Here is a 20318-nt window from a genome sequence, read left to right as displayed (position 1 = left end):
GATTCCCCGGTCAGCCGTAGTTTTTCAGGGCCGCCTCGACCGCGTCGTCCTCGCCGGGCAGGGCCCTTCCACGTTCCAGCGCGGCGTCCGCGAGGTCGCTGAGCAGGCTCTCGTCGGCCAGCAGCCGCAGTAGCGCCGAGCGCATCGCCCCGGCGTCGCCGGGCGGCACCAGCAGCCCCGCCGCACCGATCATCGGCGGGATGCCGCCCACGGCGAAGGCCACCACGGGCACCCCCGCCCTCAGCGCCTCCTGGACGCTGAGCGGCTGCCCCTCCCAGCGGCTCGGCGCCACCAGGGCGGTCGCCGCCTTCAGCAGCGCGGCCACGTCGGTGCGGGGGCCGAGCAGGGTGACCGGCAGGTTCTCGCGGGTGATCCGTTCCTCGAGCGCGCCGCGCAACGGTCCTTCTCCCGCGACGGCGAAGACCACATCCCGCGGGTACGGCCCCGCCGCGGCGTCCAGCAGGGTCTCCAGCCCCTTCTGCTGGGCCAGCCGCGCCACGGTGAGCAGGACCCGCTTCCCGGCGAACTCCGTCGTGGCGGGCAGGTCGGCCAGCGGCGGCGCGGGCACGACGGCGGGGGCGACATTCCCGGCGCCGAGCGTGACCATGCGGTCGCCGAGGTCGGGCGAGACGACCAGGACCACATCGGCCCGCCGGGCCACGATCCGTTCGAGGACCGCGTAGACCGCGCCGACCGCGCCGCGAGCGGTGACCGCGTTGTGCAGGGTGACCACGAGCCGCCGGGGCCGGGCCAGCGCGGCGAGGGCGCCGGCCCGCAGGCCGTGGGCGTGCACGACGTCGGCCTCGATCCCGCGCAGGACGCGGACGGTCCGGGCGTCGTTGACCGGGTGCGGTCGGTCGGAGACGGGGATCTCGACGAATGTCTGGGTGAAGCCGAACCTCGCGAAGGTGTCGGCCGGGCCGGCGATCACGACCTCGTGACCCCGGGCGGTGAAACCGTCGGCGAGGGTGCGGACGTGGCGGCCCACTCCCCCGGCGCTGGTGCCGAGGGTCAGCACGATCTTCACCTTCTGATCACTTCCTTGAGGTCGTCCCGGTCGATCGCGGCCGCGACCGCCCCGCCGAACCCGGCCGCCACGATCCCGGCCAGGCCCGCCACCAGCACGCTCAGCCACAGGCCCGGGGTGCCGAGCAGCCAGACGACGGCCCACCCCGCCGCCGCACCGGTCACGCCCCCGGCGACCGCCGCGAGCGTGGCCCGGGTGAGCCCCTCAAGGGGGCCGTAGGCGCGACGTACGGAACCCGTCAGGAGAAGACCGGCCACGGTGAGACCGATCGTGTTGCCCAGAGCCAGGCCGCCGACCACCCACGCGTCGGGCAGGGTGAGCACGAGCGTGACCTGGGCGGCGATCACGACGATCCAGCCGACGACCTGATCGCGGGCGGCCGGACGGCCGTGCCCGCCCGCGTAGAGGACCCTGGACAGGTGGGCCATCAGGCCGTAGCCGATCAGACCAGGGGCGAACAGGGCGATGCCCAGGGCGAGCTGGTCTGGGGGCACGTCGGATTTGACCGACAGGAACACCTCGGCGACCGGCGTGGCCACGGCGAACAGGGCTCCCGCCGCCAGGCCGGAGACGAGCACGACCGCCCGCGTGGTCCGCGCCGCCATGGCGGCGAACCCGTCGTGGTCGGCCGCCTCGAATCTCGCGGAGAGCACCGGAAACGCGCTGGTCGCGATGGGGACCGCGAGGACGGCATAGGGCACGAGGTAGATCGCCCAGGCGTAGTTGAACGCGGCGAGCCGCCCCGAACCGCCTTCGTTGGCCAGCCGGACAACCACCGCCATCGCGACCTGCTGGGCGAGCAGCGCGCTCAGCCCGGCCGCCGCCAGGCGCCTGACCTGGGGCGCGACACCCGGCGGGAAGCTCAGGGTCGGCCGCCAGCGCAGGCCGAGCCGGGCGACCGGCCAGATCACGGTGAGCACGAGGGACAGCACGCCGAGTGTGGTGCCAACGCTCAGCACGAGTTCGGCCGCCTGGGGCAGCCCGGCGATCTCGATCGTGCCGCCGAGCGGGACGAACGCCACGTAGGCCACGATGACGACGACACTCGACACGAGCGGGGCCAGCGCGGGCCCGGCGAACCTCCGGTGGGCCTGCAGGACGCCGTAGAGGACGACCGCCAGACCGTACAGAAGAATCTGGGGTGCGAAGACGGCGAGCATGTGCGCGGCGAGCGCCATGACGTCACCGGCGTCGCAGCCCGCCAGCGCGCCGGGCACGAACACCTGCACGATCGGGCCCGCCAGCAGCGCGACCAGCGCGCTCAGCGGGACCAGGAGCACGACGACCCAGGTCAGCAGCGCCGACGCGATGCGCCCCGCGGTCTCCTTGTCACCTCGCTCGGCGGCGCCCGCCAGCACCGGCACGACCATGCCCGCCAGCGCTCCCCCGACGACGATCTCGAAGACCAGGTTCGGTACGGAGTTCGCGGTGAAATAGGCCGTCGACAGGCAGCCCGTGCCGACCGTCTTGGCGAACACGAGCTGTTTGGCGAAGCCGGTGACCCGCGCCACGATCGTGATGACGCCGATGAGCAGGGCCGCCCCGGCGACCCCCCGGGCGGTCAAGGGGTGGGCCGGATGACCTCGGCCGGAGGCGGCACGGGACGGCGCCCGAGCATGTCGAGCCGGTTCAGCACCGGGTTGCCCGCGATGACCTTGGTGAACGACACCTTCTCCGACGCGGCGGTGAGCGCCACGACGGTGCCGAGCACGGCCAGCCGCCCGGGACGTCCCAGTTTCTGCGCGGCGGCCAGGCCCAGCAGCGCGCCGAGCGCGTTGGCGCCGGTGTCGCCGAGCATCGCGCGTTCGGCCAGGTCGTCGGGGAGCAGCGCGGCGGCGGCCCCCATCGGCACGGCGGCCAGCGGCGACCCGATCAGCGGCGCTCCGGCCAGCAGCCCGACCTTGATCGCGCGGCCCGGCCGCAGGTCGAACAGGTTGGCCAGGTTGGCGCAGCCGGCGATCAGCAGGCCGTCGACGGCGATGTCGGTCACATTGCGCCGGGTCAGCGCGGCGGCGGCGAGACCGGTCGCGCCGATCCCGAGGATCTTCACCGCACCGCTGGTGACCTGGCCCTGCCGAAGCGCGGACAGATGCCCCCTGAACCCCTTGGAGGCGCTGGTGCCGAACACGTCGTCATAGGCGCCCAGCGCGCCGCAGGCGAGAGAGGTCAGCACGCCCGCGGCCTTCACCTGCGGGGAGAGGCCGGGCGCGAGCGCCAGCGCCGCCCCCGCACCGACCGCGAACGCCGGGCCTTCGAGCAGCGTGACGGGCTCGCCGCGATGGTTGACGCGGGCCCAGGTCTTCTCGTCACCGAAAGGCTGCTTCTTCGAGAACGCCGTGTACGCGGCCCGCGCGGCGGCCGCACCGAGCGCCGCCCCCGCCAGGGCGAAGAGCAGGGAACGATGAGACACAGCGGATCCTTCCTGGGGAGGTCAGCCGGTGGCGGAGGCCACGGGAGACGGGCTGGCAGAGGGCGTGAACGACGGCAGGATGGTGGGCACCGCCGGAGCGGGTTCGAACGCGGTCGCGCCGCTGCCGATCCCGTAGGCGCCCGACTGCCCGCCGAGCTGCTCCTTGAGCGCGTCGACCACCACGATCCGCCCCGAGGGCAGATCGAGCGTGTCGACGCTGGAGACCTGGGAGGTCTCCTCGCCCGAGTCGAGCAGCGCGGCGATGACCCCGCCGGTGGCCGACGCGGTGGTGGTGCCGGTCATGACGGTGCCGAGCCCGGCCTTGTCGAGCGCGCCGGACACCGACACGATCGCGTTGTTCATGGTCTCGGCCGTCTCGGCCTCGTAGGGCGCCGCCGGCGCCACCACGATCGCCAGGGTCGCCCGGTCGGCAGGTTCGCCGTTGACGGCGATGAAGCCGCCCTCCTGGAAGGCCGACAGCACGGTCGTGGTGGCCGTGTTGGCGGTGCCCGCCTGCGGCCGCATGTTGGTCACCAGCGCGGCGGCCAGCACCGTGCCCGCCTTGTCATAGGGCGTGGCGCCTTCGGGGAAGGTCGCCCCCACCGGGGCGAGCTGGATCGACAGGCCGTCGATGACCCCGGCCTGCTCGGGCTCCAGGAACGAATCGGTGAGCGTCACCCGGCCCGTGTAGGTGGCCCCCGCGAGCTCCAGCACCTCGCGCATCGGGTCGCGCAGGGCCGTGGGCGCGCCCGGCGCCTCGACGACCACGACGCGCTCGCCCGCCAGGTCGCGCTCGACCAGTTCGGCGGTGGCGGCGGTGACGAAGGCGTTGTTGCCGTCTTCCCTGGCCAGTTGGGCGACCAGATCGGACCGCAGGGTCAGGTTCTCCTTCTTCAAGGTCTCGGCGGTCACCTGGGTCGTCTCGATGATCGGATCCTGCAGAGCGGTGCTGCCGAGCACGATGCCCACGGTCAGCGCCAGGAAGATCGCCACGATGGAGACGAGGTGATAGCGAAAATCGATCACGAGAAGAGTCCGACCACCCAGAATATGAAGCCGTTCCAGACGTCCTGCGCTCCGTCGAGCCAGATCTTGCCGACCGGCGAGACGAACAGCACCACGCCGATCGTCACGATCGTGGTGGCCACGAGGAGCAGCAGCGACGCCGCGGAGATGCGGCTGCGATAGAGCCTGCTGACGCCTTTGGCGTCGATGAGTTTGCTGCCCAGCCTGAGCCGGGTGAGAAAGGTGCTGGCCATGCCGGCCCGCCCCTTGTCGAGGAACTCCACGAGCGTGGCGTGGGTGCCGACCGCGACGATCAGCGACGCGCCTTTCTCGTCGGCCAGCAACATCGCGATGTCCTCGCTCGTCGCGGAGGCCGGGAAGAGGACGGCGTCGCGCCCCAGCTTCCTGACCCGTTCGAGCCCGGGGGCCCGCCCGTCGGGATAGGCGTGGACGACCAGCTCGGCGCCCCCGGCCAGCGCCTCGTCGGAGACCGAGTCGAAGTCGCCGACGATGATGTCGGGCCGGTAACCGGCCTCCAGCAGCGCGTCGGCGCCGCCGTCGACCCCGATCATGACCGGCCGGTATTCACGGATGTAGGGCCGCAGCGCGGCGATGTCGTCTTTGTAGTGGTATCCGCGGACCACGATCAGGACGTGACGCCCGTCGAGCTTGGTGACGATGTCGGGCACGCCGACGCCGTCGATGAGCAGGTCGCGCTCACGCCGCACGTACTCCATGGTGTTAACGGTGAACGCCTCGATCTGCACCGACAACCCCGCGCGGGCCTCGATCATCGCGGCCTCGACCGACTCGGCGGTCATCACCTCGCCCTTGCCGACGATCTCCTCGTCGATGTGGACGACGCCGTCGGCGACCCGGACGACGTCACCGTCGCGGATCTTCTCGAAGAGTTCGGGTGTGGCGCCGTCGACCAGCGTGACGCCGGCCTCGAGCAGGATCTGCGGCCCCAGGTTCGGATAACGCCCGGACACGCTCGCCGCGATGTTGACCACCACGGACACACCGCACGCGACGAGGGCCTCCGCGCTCACCCGGTCGATGTCGACGTGATCGATGATCGCGATTTCCCCTGGGCGAAGGCGTTTCGTGAGCCTCTTGGTGCGCCGGTCGATGCGCGCCGTCGCAGTCACCCCGGGAAGGACACTGACCTTCCGGCGGCGGAGGCCTGGAACCCTGACGCTCGAGACCTTCATCGGGACCATCCTGCCAGAGCTCACGACCATGAAGGTCCGACACCCCGGCACCCACCAGCTTTGTCGCCACCCTGCCCTCATGCCGTCGTCCCCCATGTCGTCATACGGCGTCGTCCGGGCACGATGCCCTCCTCTGCCCAGAACACGAACCGTTGTCACCCGACGAGGGATTGCGATGTACGAGCCGCTTCGCCCCCGGGCGGCCGCTTCTCGTCGTCATTCCAGCCTGGCCAACTTTTTCCTGATTCGCTGGGACTTTTCCGATATGTGACTAAGGGGACTCCCGCACCCACCCCACTGCCCTGAGCTGTGCTCATATCCCGCGGCACCGCTCAGGGAGTTTCCTGCTTCCGTTACGGCTCCGCCCACCCTGGCACCGCCCGCCACCCCCGCATCGCCCGTATCCGGCGCCAACCGCCCGCTCCACGCACCGCCGCGACGACGGCGGACCAGCGTTCAACCATGGCCCCGAGAAAGCCCGGCTCCCGATTCGGCGCGACGCCCTTCCACAGCGGACTTCACCATCCGGGCACCGGCCCTGTTCGCAGAAAGCCCGCCGCCCTCCCCACATGGAGACCGTCAGCCGAGGGCCTTCGCGGCGGCGGCCTCCGTCAGCAGTTCTTCGGCGTGGGCGCGGCCCAGCTCCGAGTCCTCCATGCCGGCCAGCATGCGGGCCAGTTCGCGCTTGCGGGCCTCGCGGTCGAGGGCGACCACGCCGCTGCGGACCACGCTGCCGTCGCTGTCCTTCTCGACGACCAGGTGCTGGTCGGCGAAGGCCGCCACCTGCGGCAGGTGGGTGACGACGATGACCTGGGCGGTGCGGGCCAGCTTGGCCAGCCGCCGCCCGATCTCCACGGCCGCCTTGCCGCCTACTCCCGCGTCGACCTCGTCGAACACGAACGTGGGCACCGGGTCGGCCCCGGCGAAGACGACCTCGATGGCCAGCATGACGCGGCTCAGCTCACCCCCGGACGCGCCCTTGTTCAGCGGCAGCGGCGGGGACGCCGGATGGGGCGCCATGCGCAGTTCGACCTCGTCGACGCCCAGCGGGCCGAAGTCGCCCGTCGAGTCGATCACGACGGTGACCCGGGCGTGGGGCATGGCCAGGGCGGTCAGTTCCCCGGTGACCGCCACGGCGAAGCGTTCGGCGGCGGCCTCGCGGATGCGGGTCAGCTCACCGGCCAGTTCGACGAGCCGGGTGGTCAGTTCCTCGTGTTCGCGGGTCAGCTCGCCGATGCGGTCGTCGTCGCCGTCGAGCTCACCGACGCGGACGGCGGCCTTCTCCGCCCAGGCGAGGACGTCGGCGACGTCGACGCCGTATTTGCGGATCACCCCGTTGAGCAGGGACCGGCGCTCGTGCACCGTCTCCAGGCGCTGGGGGTCGGCCTCGACCGACTCGGCGTAGGCGGCCAGTTCGGTCGCCACGTCGTTGATCAGGTAGCCCGCCTCGGCCAGGCGTTCGGCCAGGCCGGCGAGGGCGGGGTCGTAGTCCTGCGCCGACTCGACGGCCGACCGCGCCTGACCGATGAGGGACACCGCGTCGGCCACCGCCTCGGGCCCCGACATCGGATCGCCCAGCAGCGCCGTGTGGGCGACCGTCGCGGCGCTGCGCAGGGTGTCGGCGTGGGTGAGGCGCTCGGCCTCCTCCTTCAGCTCGACGTCTTCCCCGGCGCGGGGGGCGACCTTCTCGATCTCCTGCAGGCCGAACCGCAGGCTGTCGGCCTCCTGCGCGCGTTCGCGCGCCCGGCCGGTCAGCTCGGCGACCAGGTCGCCGACCTTCTTGTGTCTCTTGTACGCCTGCTCGTAGGCCCGCAACGGCTTGACCAGCTCGTCGCCGGCGTAGCGGTCGAGCGCGGCGCGCTGGCGGCCCGGCTGCAGCAGCCGCTGCTGGTCCATCTGCCCGTGGACGGCCACCAGGTCTTCGGCCAGGAACGTGAGTGTCCCGACCGGGACGGTGCGCCCGCCGAGCCAGGCCCGCGACCGGCCCTCGGAGGAGACGGTGCGGGAGATGATGAGCTCGCCGTTCTCGACCTCGCCGCCGATGTCGAAGACCTGCTGGGCCGCCCGGCCCGCCGGATCGACGATGAGGGTGCCCTCGACGGTGCACTTGTCGGACCCGGGACGGACCCGGGCGGGATCGGCCCGGCCGCCGAACAGCAGGCCGAGACCGGTCACCACCATCGTCTTGCCGGCGCCCGTCTCACCTGTGACGACGGTGAAGCCGGGGGACAGTTCAAGGACGGCTTCGTCGATGACGCCCAGCCCTCGGATACGGACCTCCTCGACCCTCGGTCGCACTGGTCCCTCCCGTTCAACGTCAATGTCGCAAGCGATCCTACGCGCAACTCGCCAAGATTTTCGAGTCACGAGGGCCTGACTCGACCCCGCCATCCCTCAACCGGAAGGCCGAACTTGGCGACCAGTCGGTCGGTGAACGGGACACCGGTGGAGTCGACGCCGAGCATGCGCGCCAGACGTACCGGATGAGTGCCTTTGCGGACCTCGACCCGCACGCCGGGCGGCAGATCGAAGCGGCGGCGGCCGTCGCACCACAGGACGCCGGGGTGGGTCGTGGCCAGCAACTCGATGGCGATCGAGCTGGTCGGCGCGACCACCAGAGGCCGCGCGAACAGCGCGTGGGCGCTGTTGGGGACCACCATCAGCGCCTCGACCTGGGGCCACACGACGGGGCCTCCGGCGGAGAACGCGTAGGCGGTCGATCCGGTCGGCGTCGCGCAGATCACGCCGTCGCAGCCCCAGCGGGACAGCGGATGCCCGTCGATCTCCGCGACCACTTCGAGCATGCCGTCGCGCTTCTCCACGGACGCCTCGTTGAGCGCCCACGTGCGTGCCAGGATGCTGCCGTTGCGGACGGTGACGTCGATGGTCATGCGCTCCTCGACCTCGAACCTCCCGTCGACCACCCGGTCGACCACGACGTGGAGATCCTCCACCTCGGCCTCGGCGAGGAACCCGACGTGCCCGAGGTTGACGCCCAGCAGCGGCACACCGGTGGGGCGGGAGATCTCGGCGGCGCGCAGCAGCGTGCCGTCGCCGCCGAGCACGATGATGATCTCGGCGCCGAAGGCCGCCCTCTCGTCTGCCGGGACGACCTCCACTCCCTGCCGGGCCACCTCCTCGGCCTCGTCCGCCAGCACCCGGACCTTCAGCCCCTCCTTGAGGAGCCGGTCGATGACCAGCCGGGCGCTCTCGACGGCGGCATCGCGCCCGGTGTGGGTGGTGATCAGAACCGATCGGCCGTCAGTCATCGGGGCCCCTCCTCGACGGCAAGCGCGACGGCGGCGGCCACATCGGCGACCGCCTCGTGACCGGGCCCCTTCCCGAGCCGGATCAGATATTCCACATTGCCCGACGGCCCCGGCAACGGACTCGCCGTCACACCCTTGACCGTGAGCCCCAGCTTCTGCGCCGCCGCCGCGGCGTCGCGCACCGACTCGGCTCTCAGTTCCGGATCGCGTACGACCCCTCCAGCGCCCACGCGTTCCTTCCCCACCTCGAACTGCGGCTTGACCAGCATGACCAGCTCACCGCCCTCGGCCAGGACACCGGTCAGCGCCGGCAGCACCAGCCGCAGCGAGATGAACGACAGGTCGCCGACGATGAGCGTCGGCGGTTCCCCGACCATCTCGGGGGTGAGGTCGCGGACGTTCACGCGCTCCATCACGGTGACCCGCTCGTCGGTGCGGAGCGACCAGGCGAGCTGCCCGTAACCGACGTCGACCGCCAGCACCCGGGCCGCGCCCCGCCGCAGCAGCACATCGGTGAACCCGCCGGTCGAGGCGCCCGCGTCGAGACAGCGCCGCCCCGAGACGTCGAGGTCGGTGAAGGCGTCGAGGGCGCCGATCAGTTTGTGCGCGCCCCTGGAGACGTAGTCGGGCCCTTCTGCGGCCTCGGCGACCACGATCGCGGCGGCGGTGTCGACCTGGGTGGCCGCTTTGGAGGCGGGCTGGCCACCGATGGTGACCCGGCCCGCCTCGATGAGCTGGGCGGCCTGTTCCCGCGAACGGGCCAGCCTGCGTCGTACCAGCTCGCTGTCGAGACGGCGGCGCTGACTCAACGGATACCTCTGGGGGGATTGTCGGCGGGGGGTCTAATCGTCACGTGCGGTCGTCCACAGCGGCAAGGGTCTCCTCCAATGTGCCGAGCACCTGCTCGTACACCTCGACATGGGCCGCGACCGGCACCTCCGCGAGCCGTTCGACGGCGGCGCGGACGGCCGCCTCGGGATCGAGGCCGATCGGGGTGCCGGGCGGTCGGGTGCCGGCCGGGGCAACGGCCGGCACCACATTCTTCGTCGGGGTCGCCATGACGTCCGCCGGCGAACCGGCATCCGCGATCACAGCGGCCTGCACCGGCCCAGCGGCTTCCCCACCGCCGGCCGAGTTCATCTCGGTCATGCGCCCCCTCCGGTGTCAGATACGCGGCCCTGGCCCGAAACGCCTCACGAGGCACCCGAGAACAAGGCGTCGAACTCGGGCCGCTGACGCTCCGCCGCCTTGACGGTAGCGGACCGAGCCGACGACGTCGCTCGCGCGGCGGCCCTACGCCTTCTTACCTGCCTTCTTGCCCGGCTTCTTGGCCAGCGCCTTCTTCGCGGCCTTCTTACCGTTCTTGGCGGGACCACTCGACAGCTTGGCCGCCACAGCGGTACCCGCGTGCGACGCCGCCCCGATCGCCTTGGCCGCCCGGGCCTCGGCCTTCACGACCCGAGCCGACCCGGTGGCCTTGGCCATCCGCGAAGCGGCCGTGGCCGGCGTGCGAGCGGTACCGACGGCATGCGCCATCCGAGCGGCCATCTTCTCCGCCCGCGCCACCCGAGCGGAACCGGTGGCCTTGACGATCCGCGCCGCCGCCTTCTCCGCCTTGGCGATCCGGTTGCCTGCCGTCGACCCGGTACGAGCGGTCTTGGCGGCGGCGGAACGCGAAACCGCCGCCTTCCGCACCGCCCCGGACGTCGCGGCACGACCCGTAGCGGTCCGCGAAGCCGCGGGACGAGCCAGACCGGTAGCCGACGAACGCGAGGCCCCCGAACGAGACACCGACGCCGAACGCGAGGCAGCAGCCTTACGCACCGCGCCGGAGGCCGTGGAACGACCCGTCGTAGGCCGTGAAGCCGACGCCGACGCCTTCCGCACCGCACCAGGCGCCGTGGACCGACCGGTCGCCGACCGCGACGCCGACGCCTTCCGCTTCGAACCGGACACCGCGGAAAGGCCGGCCACGGACGCCTTGTGGGACGCCTGAGGAGCGGAACCCGTCGCCTTCCGTACCGACCCGGACGTAGCGACACGACCCGTCGCGGCCCGCGAAGCCGCGGGACGAGCCAGACCAGCCGCCGACGAACGAGACGCCGACGCCGACGCCGACCCGGTCCGCGACGCGGAAACCGACCGCGACGAACCCGAAGCGGCAGCGCGACCAGCCGCCGACCGCGAAGCCGCGGCGCGCACCGTCGAAGCCTTGCGCGAAGCCGCAGTACGGGCTGTCGAAGCCTTCCGCGATGCGGCGGTACGAACCGTCGCAGCCTTCCGCACCGCGCCCGAACGGGCTCCCGCCGTCTTCCGGCCGGAAGCCGACGAACGCGACGCGGTTCCCGAAGCGGCCCTCTTGGCCGCCGCGCTCTTCTCGGCAGTCGCCGAAGTGGCCTTCTCGGCGATGGCCGAGATGGTCCGCCCCGCCTTGGCCGCCGCCCTCGTCAGCCGGGCGGACATCCCCCGTGCCGTCGACGCCGAAGCGGCCGAGGCGCGGGTGGTCGTACGCGACCGGGACCCGCCCGCCCGGCTGCCGGGTTTCTTACGCCCCTGCAGCTCGCGGACCTGCGTCCGAAGCCGATCGACCTCACCCTTCCGCGCGAGGTCGAAAACCCCGAGCACCTGGTCGGCACCCGACCGAACCATCCCCCCGATCCCCTTGGACGACCGCCGCCTCTTGGCAGACCGCGGCGAGTCCGTGTCGAGCATGTCCATGACGGCCTCGCGAGCGTTGCTCGTGGCCGTCTCGGTGAGCGACGTGGCCATCTGTACGATGCCACGCAGCGTGTGGAACACCATGCGAACCCCCTTGTCACCTGACACGCCCCCACGTGCCAGATTTCGCGTAGTACTCAGGTTGAACGCTACCGTCCGTTGGTAGATGGGCATTTGACCGGTCCTGGCTTAAGGGGGATGACGCATGGCGACGATCGAAGAATGCCGTGCCGCATTGGACAAATTGGGCGAGCAGTTCCACGAGATCAGCCCCGACGACCGCGCCAAACATGTCGTCGAGCGCAGAGTCCAATGCCGCATCTCCGACCTGAACGTCACCTTCTACGGCCGCATTCACCGCGACGGCCTCGACCCCTTCACCGACATCCCCCCGGCCGACGGCCACCCCGCCGAAGTGAAACTCACCTTGGGCAGCCAAGACCTCATCGCCCTCGTCAACGGCGAACTCGACATGGCCCGCGCCCTTTTCGGCGGCAGAGTGAAAATCGACGCGAGCCTGGGCGACCTCCTCCGCCTCCGCCGCCTCCTCTGAAAACCCCCGTCCAGTACGCCCCCGCCAAACCCACCCCGAAATCCAGCTCCCGAGCCCCCTCAACCCCAAAAGCTCTCGCCGGACAGAAACGTCGCGCGGACGACAATTCCGCGCGACGAAACATGTCAATGCGAGCTCAGCGACTCCCCGCGCCTACGCCATCGAGCAACCCAGCCCACCGCGCCCAAGGCCCGACCCGCAGCATGAGTTCACCCCCGAGCAACTCTTCCCCGCATATTCCACAGCGGGGAGCACGACGCGGATTGGCCATTCAGCGACCCGTCCCCACCACACCCGACCAAAACCAGAAGCGGCGCGGGCCACCAAGCCACCCACGCCGCCACAGCATGTATCTCAAGCCCGAAGTCCGTAGCGGGACCGCCGCGAACGCCCATGGCCAAGAGCGGCGCGAATCCGCCACCGAACAGCTCTTCCCGCCGCGCCTATCCCAAAGCCTTGAGCGCGGGCTTGACCGCGTCCTCCTCGGCTCGCCCATCTCCCACGCCAGCCCACGTGGCGGCGCATGCCGCACGCAACGCGTCGATCGAATCCCCGCTCCCAGCGAGCCGCAGCCGCCCATCGTCCCAGGACGCCTGCCACCCCCCGCACTCCCATCCACCGTCGACAGGCCGCGCCGAAGCGGCAGGCTGGTGCAGCCCGGACAGGTCAGCCGACACGTGCGTAGGCCGATGCACCGGCACCGCGGTCAGCAGGTCGAGCGGGGTGGCCACCCCGGTCAGCACCAAGAGGCTGTCGACCCCGGCCCTGTTGCCCCCTTCGATGTCGGTGTCGAGACGGTCGCCGACGATCAGGGGCCGCTGCGCCCCGGTGCGGATCATCGACTCCCGGTGCAGCGGCGGCTCCGGCTTCCCCGCCACCACCGGTGTCACCCCGGTAGCGGTCACGATCACCTTCAGCATCGACCCGTTCCCGGGCATCTCGCCCCGGTCGGTCGGCATCGTGCTGTCCTGGTTGGCCGCCACGAACCACGCCCCGCCGCGAACCGCGAGGGTCCCCTCACTGAGCAGCCCGTAGGAGATCCCGTCCCAGATCCCCTGGACGACCGCCGCCGGCCCCTCCAGCGCGGTGCTCACCGGCCGCAGCCCGTGGGCGCGGAGCGCGGACCGCAGGCCCATCCCGCCGACGACCAGCACGGGAGACCCGGCGGGCACGTGCTCCGCCACCAGTCGGGCGGCGGCCTGCGCGGAGGTCACCACGTCTTCGGGGGAGGCGGGCACCCCGAGGTGCGTCAGGTGTTCGGCGATCGCCGCCGGGGTGCGGGAGGCGTTGTTGGTCACGTAAGCCAGGCGTACCCCCCGCTCCCGGGCCAGGGCCAGCGCCTCCGGTGCGCCGGGGACGGCGTGCCGTCCCAGGTAGACCACACCGTCGAGGTCGAGGAGCAGGGTGTCGTACGCGTCGAGCAGGTGGTTCACGCGCGCCTCGCGCGCAGGGTCGCCCGGATCTGGGTGAGGGCGGAGACGTAGTTACGTTCGTCGGGACGCATCGCGACAGCGACGGCCAGGGGTTCCTGGGCGCCTTCGATGTCGCCGGTTCGCCAAAGTGCCATACCGAGACCGTAGTAGGCGTAGTCTTCGGCCGGGTTGGCGGCGACGATCCAGCGGAAGCTGGTTGCCGCCTCTTCGTACCGCCGCGAGTTGAACTGGGCCCGAGCCAGCGCCTCGCGAATGCTCCGGGCCTCGGGTTCGGCACCGGCCGCGCGCTCCAGCAGCGCCGCCGCCGCAGCCGGGCTGCCCTCCGCGAGAAGCTTCACACCGCGCTGGTACCACTCGTACACATCGCCCGACGGGCCGCCGGACGCATCTCCCGCTCCATTCTGATCATGCTCGGTCACGCGAGGGCCTCCTGCTTTCCGATTTCGACTCCAACCGGGCACCGCGGCAGTGGGGAGTCTGGGCCTTTATGGCAGCATGCCCGATATGGAGAGATCTGAACGGGCGGGACTGGTGCTGCGCCCGTTCCGCGGCGTGCGGTACACGGCCGACGACCTGAGCGCCGTGACCTCCCCGCCGTATGACCTCATCTCCCCCGCCGAAGCCCGGCGGCTGGCTGACGCCCATCCGAACAACGTGGTCCGGCTGATCCTTCCCGGCCACTACTCCGAGGCCCGCGACGCCTTGGCCACCTGGTTCAGCGAGGGAATCCTGGCCGCCGACGAGACCCCCGCTCTCTATGTGTACGAACAGAGCGCCCCCGGCTTCGTCCAGCGCGGCCTGATCGGCGCCGTGGGAGTCGGCTCCGACGCCGTCCTCCCCCACGAGAACGTGATGCCCGGCCCCGTGGCCGACCGCCTGGCCCTCATGCGCACCACCCAGGCCAACCTGGAACCGATCTTCCTCCTGTACGCCGGCAACGGCCCCGCCACCGCCTCGGTCGAGGAAGTGGCCGCGACGAGAACCCCACTGGTGGACGTCACCCTGAACGACACCACCCGCCACCGCCTCTGGGCCATCACCGACCCCGCCGACCTGGACAAGATCGCCACCGACCTGGCCACCCACCGCGCCATGATCGCCGACGGCCACCACCGCTACGCCACCTACCGCGAACTCCAGGCCGAACACGACGAACCCGGCCCCTGGGACGGCGGCCTCGCCTACCTCGTCGACTCGACCGCCTACCCCCCAGACCTGAAGGCGATCCACCGCGTGATCCCCGACCTCCCGGTCAGCGAAGCGGTCGCCCGCGCCAAGGGCGCCTGGCAGGTACACGAGTACCCCGACCTCGACGAAGCCCTGACCGCCCTGGCCGACGCCAAGGGCCCGGCCTACGTGGTGACGGCAGGCGGCCCCGCCCACCTCCTCACCGACCCCGACCCCCTCCAGTTGAACCTGGCCATGCCCACGGACCGGTCAGAACGCTGGCGCTCCCTGGAGACAGCCGTCCTGAACGAGTTCCTCCTCCCCAAGGTCTGGGGCATCGAGGACGACGAACAGCAGGTCCAGATCGTCCACCACGACCACGCCACCGCCGCCCGCCTGGCCCACGAGAGCAACGGCACCGCCGTCCTGATGCGCCCTCTGAACGCGACAGACGTCTTCGCCGTAGCCGAGGAAGGCGAACGCGTCCCACGAAAATCGACCTCCTTCAGCCCCAAGCCCGCAACAGGCCTGGTCCTGAGAACCTTCGCCACCGACTGACCAGCCCAAGAGCCGGGCCACGAACTGAGCGACTCTGAAACAGCCGGCCCGACACCACACCAGCTTGAGCCCGCGCGGATCCCCGGCACGCCGCAGCCGATCGCAATTCGGACTGATGCCCAATCGGCCCTGGACCAAGAGCTTCCCGTCGCCCAACATGCAGGTGAGCCGACCTCCATCGCAGCGAAGATCACCATGCTCGACCCGTCGCCCTCGCGCTCGGCTGTCCCCCTTGCTGATCTCTCGCTCCTGCATGATTTGAGGCGAAGCCCTGCTGCTGGACCGGCGCGTCCACCGGGGATGAAAGCGCCGCGAGCCGTCGCTGATCCTCCGGTGCGCGCCGGTCGAGCCACGACCCGCGATGAGCGCACCCTGGCCAGGCTCAGTCTTCACCCCGACGGATCCTCCGGGTCCCTCTCCGTATCCCCCTGACTGGACGACGCGACGGCGGCCCGGTGGGCCAGACGTACCGAGCGGACCTCGACCTCGAAAGCGCTGCCGCCTCGCCACCAGCGGCGGCGCAAGGCGCCCTGGACCTCGATCACGTCGTCTACGGTCAGGCCCGTCAGGGCGTCGCGGACCATGGGGTCGTAGGTCACGCACTCGATCGCGTCGGCGCGGCCCTTGGCGTTTTCGGGGACGGGGCGGCGGACCGCGAGTCTCCATTGGGTGAGTTCGGCGCCGCTGGGCAGCAGGCGGGACTCCGGGGCCTTGGACAAACGGCCTACCAGGATGACCTCGTTGTGGTGGGCGGGGACGCTCACCATTTGATCAACTGACATGTGATCCCCTTCTCTCGGGCACCACTGTCGGTGACTAGGCTGCTGCCCCTGCTGGTCGAAAGCCGTTCTGTGAGAACCCGTTCTCGCTATGAGGTGAGCTGTGGAAAACGTGACCCCGCTCGGCGGAGACGTGTATGAAATCGACACGCGACTGGCCGGATACGCCGGAATCACCGCCGGATATCTGATTCTCGGTGACCGGCCATGCCTGGTGGAGACGGGTACGTCGACGTCGGCGCCGGTCGTCCGGGACGCGCTGGCGTCGCTCGGCGTCGGGCCCGGCGATCTCGCGACGGTCGTCGTGACGCACATTCACCTCGACCACGCGGGTGGCGTGGGTGACATCTCCGGCATGTTCCCGGAGGCGGAGATCGTCGTACACGAGAAAGGGGCCCGGCATCTGGCCGATCCGTCACGGTTGATGTCGAGTGCCCGGATGGTCTGGGGTGATCGGCTGGACACCCTTTTCGGGATGCTGAAGCCGACCGACGCGGCCCGGATCCGCGCCCTCGGCGACACCGGGGCGATCGATCTGGGCAACGGACGGCAGCTGACCAGCCATTACTCGCCGGGGCACGCCAAGCATCACGTCGGGCTGGTCGACTCGCTGACGGGTGATCTGTACGTCGGGGACGCGGCGGGGGTCTACATCCCCGACACCGGAGATGTCCGGCCGTCCACGCCGCCGCCGGATTTCGATCTCGACACGGCATTGGCGTCGATCGCCCTCTTCGAAGCGCTCGGGCCGCAGCGGCTGCTTTTCAGCCACTACGGCCCGGTCGACGACGTCGGATCGATTCTGGCGCGATCCGCAGAGGAACTACTGATCTGGGTGGATCTGGCCAAGCAGGCGAAGGGCGAGCAACTCGACCTCGACCACGCCGTGGCCATGGTCGACCAGCGCACCCGTGACCGGTATGCCCGGCCCACTCCCGGCGACAAGGCCGCTGAGCACATCGAGATGCTCAGCGGCACGGAGCCGAACCTGGCGGGGATCATGCACTGGCTCGACCGCCCGGAGGCCTGATCAGGCCTCCGGCTTGCTCGGCGGTCCGTCGAGGACGTCGCCGTAGTTCGGTTCGATGAAGGCCGGTCCGAAACTGGCTTCCTCGGCGGGCTTCCTGTCGGCCACAGGCTCGGCTTTCGCCTTCGCCGGGGCAGTGGGCTGCTCCTCGTCATCGTCGTCGTCGAGGTCGTCTTCGAAGTCGGAGTCGTCCTCGTCGGCCACGCCATCGGCGGGCTCGTCGTCAGAGTCATCGTCGGAGGCGTTCCCGGCCGCACGTGCACCGGAGTCGCCGTCGTCGGAGTCGTCGTCATCGTCGAAGTCTCCGTCGGAGGCCTCGTCAGAGACCTCGTCGGTGGCACGCGCCGGAGACTCGTCGTCCTCACCGTCAAGGTCGTCTTCGTCGGAGACGTCGCCGGCGACATGCGCGGCGGGCTCGTCGTCGGAGTCGTCGTCATCGTCGAAGTCGTCGCCGTCCGAGTCCTCGTCAGAGGCCTCGGTACCGGCACCCGTCTCGGTGTCGATGCCCTCGTCGTCGGAGTCGTCCTCTTCGAGGTCCTCGATCAGGGCGCCGGTCAGCTCCGCGTAGCGCTCGGCCGCGTCGGTCTCGCCGTCTCCGTCGAAGGAGGCGGCTCGGCCGAACCAGTCGGTCGCGGCGCTCGCGTGGCCGGCCGCCGCGAGGGCGTCGGCGTAGGCGAAGGCCAGGCGGGCCGACCACTCGCGGGGCTTCGGGTCGCGGAGCTCGGGCAGGCGCTGAAGGGTCACGACCGCGGCGTCGAGCTGGCCCAGGTCGCGCCGGGCACCCGACTCGACGATGGCCAGTTCGATCGCACCGGACCGGTCGAGCTTCTCGGCTTCCTTGGACTTGACCAGGTCGAGAGCGCGCTCCGGTCGGCCCATGCCGCGCTCGCAGTCGGCCATGATCGGAAGGAAGGCCTCGGACCCGGTCATCCGCCGGGCGGCCCGCAGGTCGCTGAGCGCCTCGGCGTACTGTCCGGCGTGGTAGGCGGCGATGCCCACCGCCTCCCGGACGACGCCGATGCGTCCCGCGAACCGTCGCGCGACCTTGGCGTGCTCGTAGGCCTTGTCCACGTCTTCCGCGGCCAGCGCCCGCGTCGCCGCGACCAGGTGCAGAGCCACCAGCTCGGCGACGTCGCCCTGCAGCGACTTCAGCTCGGAACGGGCGTCGCGGTCGAGCTCGTCAGCGGTGATGTCCGCCTCGAGCTCGGGCAGCACCTCGTTCTCGCGCTGCGGCTCCTCGTCACGCCCATAGCGGGTGCGGCTGCCGCTCCGGTCGTCACCGAACGACCGCTGCGGGCGGTCATCCCGATCCCCGTAGCTACGCTGCGGACGATCGCCGGAGGGCCGGCTGTCACGGTCGCCGAACGACCGCTGCGGCCGATCGTCGCGGTCGTTGAAGGGCCGCTGCGGCCGGTCACCGCGGTCGCCGGACGGCCCCTGAGGGCGGTCATCCCGACTCTGGTACGGCCGCTGCGGACGATCCCCGGCGCGGAACCGATCCCGGTCACCGTAAACGGGCCGGTCGCCGGACGGCCGCTGCGGCCGGTCACCGCGATCCTGGAAGGACCGCTGGGGCCGGTCGTCCCGGTTCTGGTACGGCGGCCGCTGCAGACGGTCGTCCCGGTCCCCGTAGGAACGCGGGGGACGGTCATCCCGGTTCTGGAACGGTCGGGACTGCCGGTCGTCACGATCACCATAGGAACGCTGGGGCCGGTCGCCCCGGTCGTTGAACGGACGCTGGGGCCGGTCACCACGATCCTGGAAGGACCGCTGCGGCCGGTCATCGCGGTCGCCGGCGGGACGCGGCGGACGGTCGTCACGGTTCTGGAAACCAGGCCGGTCGCCACGGTCGTTGAACGGCCGCTGAGGGCGGTCACCACGGTCCCCGTACGGACGCTGGGGCCGGTCACCCCGGTCGTTGAAAGACCTCTGGGGACGGTCACCCCGGTCACCGAAGGACCGCTGCGGGCGGTCACCACGGTCGTTGAAGGGCCGCTGCGGCCGATCGCCACGATCGTTGAAGGAACGCTGAGGCCGGTCACCACGGTCGCCATAAGGGCGCGGGGGACGGTCACCGGTCGGGCGCTGGGGGCGGTCGTCGCGGTCGCCGTAGGAGCGCTGTGGCCGGTCACCCCGGTCGCCGGTCGGACGCTGCGGGCGGTCACCACGGTCGCTGAAGGGTCGCTGGGGACGGTCACCCCGGTCACCATAAGGACGCTGCGGCCGGTCGCCACGATCGCCGGACGGGCGCTGGGGCCTGTCACCACGGTCGTTGAAAGACCTCTGGGGACGGTCGCCCCGGTCGTTGAACGGCCGCTGCGGCCGGTCACCACGGTCGCCGTAGGACCGCTGCAGGCGATCGCCACGGTCACCGGTCGGGCGCTGGGGGCGGTCGTCGCGGTCGCCGTAGGAGCGCTGCGGCCGGTCACCCCGGTCGCCGGTCGGACGCTGCGGGCGGTCACCGCGGTCGCTGAAGGGCCGCTGCGGCCGGTCACCGCGGTCGCTGAAGGGCCGCTGGGGACGGTCGCCCCGGTCGCTGAACGGACGCTGCGGCCGATCGCCGCGGTCACCCGAGGACCGCTGGGGGCCGGAGTCGCGCACGCCGAAACGGCCGCCGAAGCCGCCGCCACCACGGGATTCATCGCGGGAGCCGCCTCGGCTGTCCGCGCGGAAGGGGCGGGAACCCCTGTCGTTCTGGCCGCCGGCACCGCCGCGTCCATCGCTGCGGCTATCACCGCCGCGGTCATTCCTCTCGCCGTCCCGGCCACCGGCCGGTCGGTCGTTACTCTCATCGCCACGGCCCGCGCCGTCACGCCCGTCTTCTCTGTTCACTTTGATCCTCTGTTGCTCCACCGCGTACGGATCTACGTCTCAGCTGCGAGGCGGGGTGCGCGGTTCGGGCACTGTTGTGGGTCGCGTATTCCTCTGACGCGACGAAGGCCACCCGTTCATCAGGGTGGCCCGGCTACGCCAGCCTAGCAAGTGTTCGCAGGTGATGCGGACCTGCCCTGAAATGACGAAAGCCCGACCAATACTGGTCGGGCTTTCGTTGAAAATTGTCCGGCGGTGTCCTACTCTCCCACACCGTCCCCGGTGCAGTACCATCGGCGCTGGAGGGCTTAACTTCCGGGTTCGGAATGTAACCGGGTGTTTCCCCT

19 protein-coding genes and 1 rRNA gene are annotated in these 20318 nt (G+C 71.1%); 5 read left to right on the top strand and 15 right to left on the bottom strand.

Features of this window, described 5'->3' with window-relative positions:
* Positions 1 to 10: 10 nt before the first annotated feature.
* The 10 genes from AW272_RS21325 to AW272_RS42245 form a co-directional block, all read right to left on the bottom strand.
* Entirely contained in the window at positions 11 to 1027 is a 1017-nt protein-coding gene (locus AW272_RS21325; RefSeq protein ID WP_066368014.1) for a glycosyltransferase family 4 protein, read from the bottom strand.
* The gene (murJ, locus tag AW272_RS21320; protein ID WP_066368011.1) at positions 1024 to 2592 is read right to left on the bottom strand and encodes a murein biosynthesis integral membrane protein MurJ; all 1569 of its coding nucleotides are present in this window, start codon (positions 2590 to 2592) and stop codon (positions 1024 to 1026) included. The genes AW272_RS21325 and murJ overlap by 4 nt, the downstream gene beginning before the upstream one ends.
* Entirely contained in the window at positions 2589 to 3437 is an 849-nt protein-coding gene (locus tag AW272_RS21315; protein WP_066368008.1) for a hypothetical protein, read from the bottom strand. Before AW272_RS21315 ends, murJ begins: the two co-directional genes overlap by 4 nt.
* A 21-nt stretch (positions 3438 to 3458) precedes the next feature.
* Positions 3459 to 4463: a copper transporter gene (locus tag AW272_RS21310; RefSeq protein WP_066368005.1), complete on the bottom strand. Its 1005-nt coding sequence runs from the start codon at positions 4461 to 4463 to the stop codon at positions 3459 to 3461.
* Positions 4460 to 5656 (bottom strand): putative cytokinetic ring protein SteA, encoded by a 1197-nt coding sequence (gene steA, locus AW272_RS21305; protein ID WP_066368002.1) that lies wholly within the window; start codon positions 5654 to 5656, stop codon positions 4460 to 4462. Before steA ends, AW272_RS21310 begins: the two co-directional genes overlap by 4 nt.
* A 579-nt stretch (positions 5657 to 6235) precedes the next feature.
* Positions 6236 to 7954: a DNA repair protein RecN gene (recN, locus tag AW272_RS21300; RefSeq protein WP_066368001.1), complete on the bottom strand. Its 1719-nt coding sequence runs from the start codon at positions 7952 to 7954 to the stop codon at positions 6236 to 6238.
* A 65-nt stretch (positions 7955 to 8019) separates the two neighbouring features.
* Positions 8020 to 8925, bottom strand: coding sequence for an NAD kinase (locus AW272_RS21295; RefSeq protein ID WP_066367998.1), 906 nt, complete (start codon positions 8923 to 8925; stop codon positions 8020 to 8022).
* Positions 8922 to 9734, bottom strand: a complete 813-nt coding sequence (locus AW272_RS21290) for a TlyA family RNA methyltransferase (protein WP_066367996.1) — start codon at positions 9732 to 9734, stop codon at positions 8922 to 8924. Before AW272_RS21290 ends, AW272_RS21295 begins: the two co-directional genes overlap by 4 nt.
* A 40-nt stretch (positions 9735 to 9774) precedes the next feature.
* Positions 9775 to 10074, bottom strand: coding sequence for a hypothetical protein (locus AW272_RS21285; RefSeq protein ID WP_066367994.1), 300 nt, complete (start codon positions 10072 to 10074; stop codon positions 9775 to 9777).
* Between the two features lie 144 nt (positions 10075 to 10218).
* A complete protein-coding gene (locus tag AW272_RS42245) occupies positions 10219 to 10410 on the bottom strand; it encodes a hypothetical protein (RefSeq protein WP_218011008.1) in 192 nt (63 codons plus the stop codon).
* Positions 10411 to 10504: 94 nt separating this feature from the next.
* Between AW272_RS42245 and AW272_RS21280 the strand changes: the two genes are divergently transcribed.
* On the top strand, positions 10505 to 10921 hold the full coding sequence (locus tag AW272_RS21280) for a hypothetical protein (RefSeq protein ID WP_157518697.1): 417 nt from the start codon (positions 10505 to 10507) through the stop codon (positions 10919 to 10921).
* Between the two features lie 927 nt (positions 10922 to 11848).
* The gene (locus AW272_RS21270; protein WP_066367988.1) at positions 11849 to 12196 is read left to right on the top strand and encodes an SCP2 sterol-binding domain-containing protein; all 348 of its coding nucleotides are present in this window, start codon (positions 11849 to 11851) and stop codon (positions 12194 to 12196) included.
* Between the two features lie 443 nt (positions 12197 to 12639).
* Here AW272_RS21270 and AW272_RS21265 read toward each other — a convergent pair whose 3' ends face one another.
* Both AW272_RS21265 and AW272_RS21260 read right to left on the bottom strand, forming a co-directional pair.
* Entirely contained in the window at positions 12640 to 13629 is a 990-nt protein-coding gene (locus AW272_RS21265; RefSeq protein WP_218011007.1) for an HAD-IIA family hydrolase, read from the bottom strand.
* A complete protein-coding gene (locus tag AW272_RS21260) occupies positions 13626 to 14048 on the bottom strand; it encodes a tetratricopeptide repeat protein (RefSeq protein ID WP_066367976.1) in 423 nt (140 codons plus the stop codon). Before AW272_RS21260 ends, AW272_RS21265 begins: the two co-directional genes overlap by 4 nt.
* Positions 14049 to 14133: 85 nt before the next feature.
* Between AW272_RS21260 and AW272_RS21255 the strand changes: the two genes are divergently transcribed.
* Positions 14134 to 15354, top strand: a complete 1221-nt coding sequence (locus AW272_RS21255) for a DUF1015 family protein (protein ID WP_245657654.1) — start codon at positions 14134 to 14136, stop codon at positions 15352 to 15354.
* A gap of 389 nt (positions 15355 to 15743) precedes the next feature.
* On the opposite strand, the gene AW272_RS21250 is transcribed toward AW272_RS21255, so the two are convergent.
* Positions 15744 to 16136, bottom strand: a complete 393-nt coding sequence (locus AW272_RS21250; RefSeq protein WP_066367972.1) for a single-stranded DNA-binding protein — start codon at positions 16134 to 16136, stop codon at positions 15744 to 15746.
* 100 nt (positions 16137 to 16236) lie between these two features.
* Between AW272_RS21250 and AW272_RS21245 the strand changes: the two genes are divergently transcribed.
* A complete protein-coding gene (locus AW272_RS21245; protein ID WP_066367971.1) occupies positions 16237 to 17163 on the top strand; it encodes an MBL fold metallo-hydrolase in 927 nt (308 codons plus the stop codon).
* Here the strand turns inward: AW272_RS21245 and AW272_RS21240 are convergent, their stop codons facing one another.
* Positions 17164 to 18375 carry a hypothetical protein gene (locus AW272_RS21240; RefSeq protein ID WP_245657677.1) on the bottom strand — a complete coding sequence of 404 codons (1212 nt, stop codon included), beginning with the start codon at positions 18373 to 18375 and terminating at the stop codon, positions 17164 to 17166.
* Between AW272_RS21240 and AW272_RS42240 the strand changes: the two genes are divergently transcribed.
* Positions 18268 to 20139 (top strand): hypothetical protein, encoded by a 1872-nt coding sequence (locus tag AW272_RS42240; protein WP_157518696.1) that lies wholly within the window; start codon positions 18268 to 18270, stop codon positions 20137 to 20139. The genes AW272_RS21240 and AW272_RS42240 overlap by 108 nt on opposite strands.
* 79 nt (positions 20140 to 20218) lie before the next feature.
* Here the strand turns inward: AW272_RS42240 and rrf are convergent.
* Positions 20219 to 20318: ribosomal RNA gene (rrf, locus tag AW272_RS21235) — 5S ribosomal RNA — on the bottom strand; the annotation flags it as partial.

Origin of the sequence: Herbidospora mongoliensis, assembly GCF_001570545.1 — a bacterium.
Lineage (GTDB): Bacteria > Actinomycetota > Actinomycetes > Streptosporangiales > Streptosporangiaceae > Herbidospora > Herbidospora mongoliensis.
This window is presented reverse-complemented; position numbering and strand designations above follow the sequence as displayed.

Coding starts and splice junctions, on each gene's coding strand:
- steA (WP_066368002.1), bottom strand. CDS start 5,656: ATGAAGGTCTCGAGCGTCAGGGTTCCAGGCCTCCGCCGCCGGAAGGTC.
- AW272_RS21295 (WP_066367998.1), bottom strand. CDS start 8,925: ATGACTGACGGCCGATCGGTTCTGATCACCACCCACACCGGGCGCGAT.
- AW272_RS21285 (WP_066367994.1), bottom strand. CDS start 10,074: ATGACCGAGATGAACTCGGCCGGCGGTGGGGAAGCCGCTGGGCCGGTG.
- AW272_RS42245 (WP_218011008.1), bottom strand. CDS start 10,410: ATGGCCAAGGCCACCGGGTCGGCTCGGGTCGTGAAGGCCGAGGCCCGG.
- AW272_RS21270 (WP_066367988.1), top strand. CDS start 11,849: ATGGCGACGATCGAAGAATGCCGTGCCGCATTGGACAAATTGGGCGAG.
- AW272_RS21255 (WP_245657654.1), top strand. CDS start 14,134: ATGGAGAGATCTGAACGGGCGGGACTGGTGCTGCGCCCGTTCCGCGGC.
- AW272_RS21250 (WP_066367972.1), bottom strand. CDS start 16,136: ATGTCAGTTGATCAAATGGTGAGCGTCCCCGCCCACCACAACGAGGTC.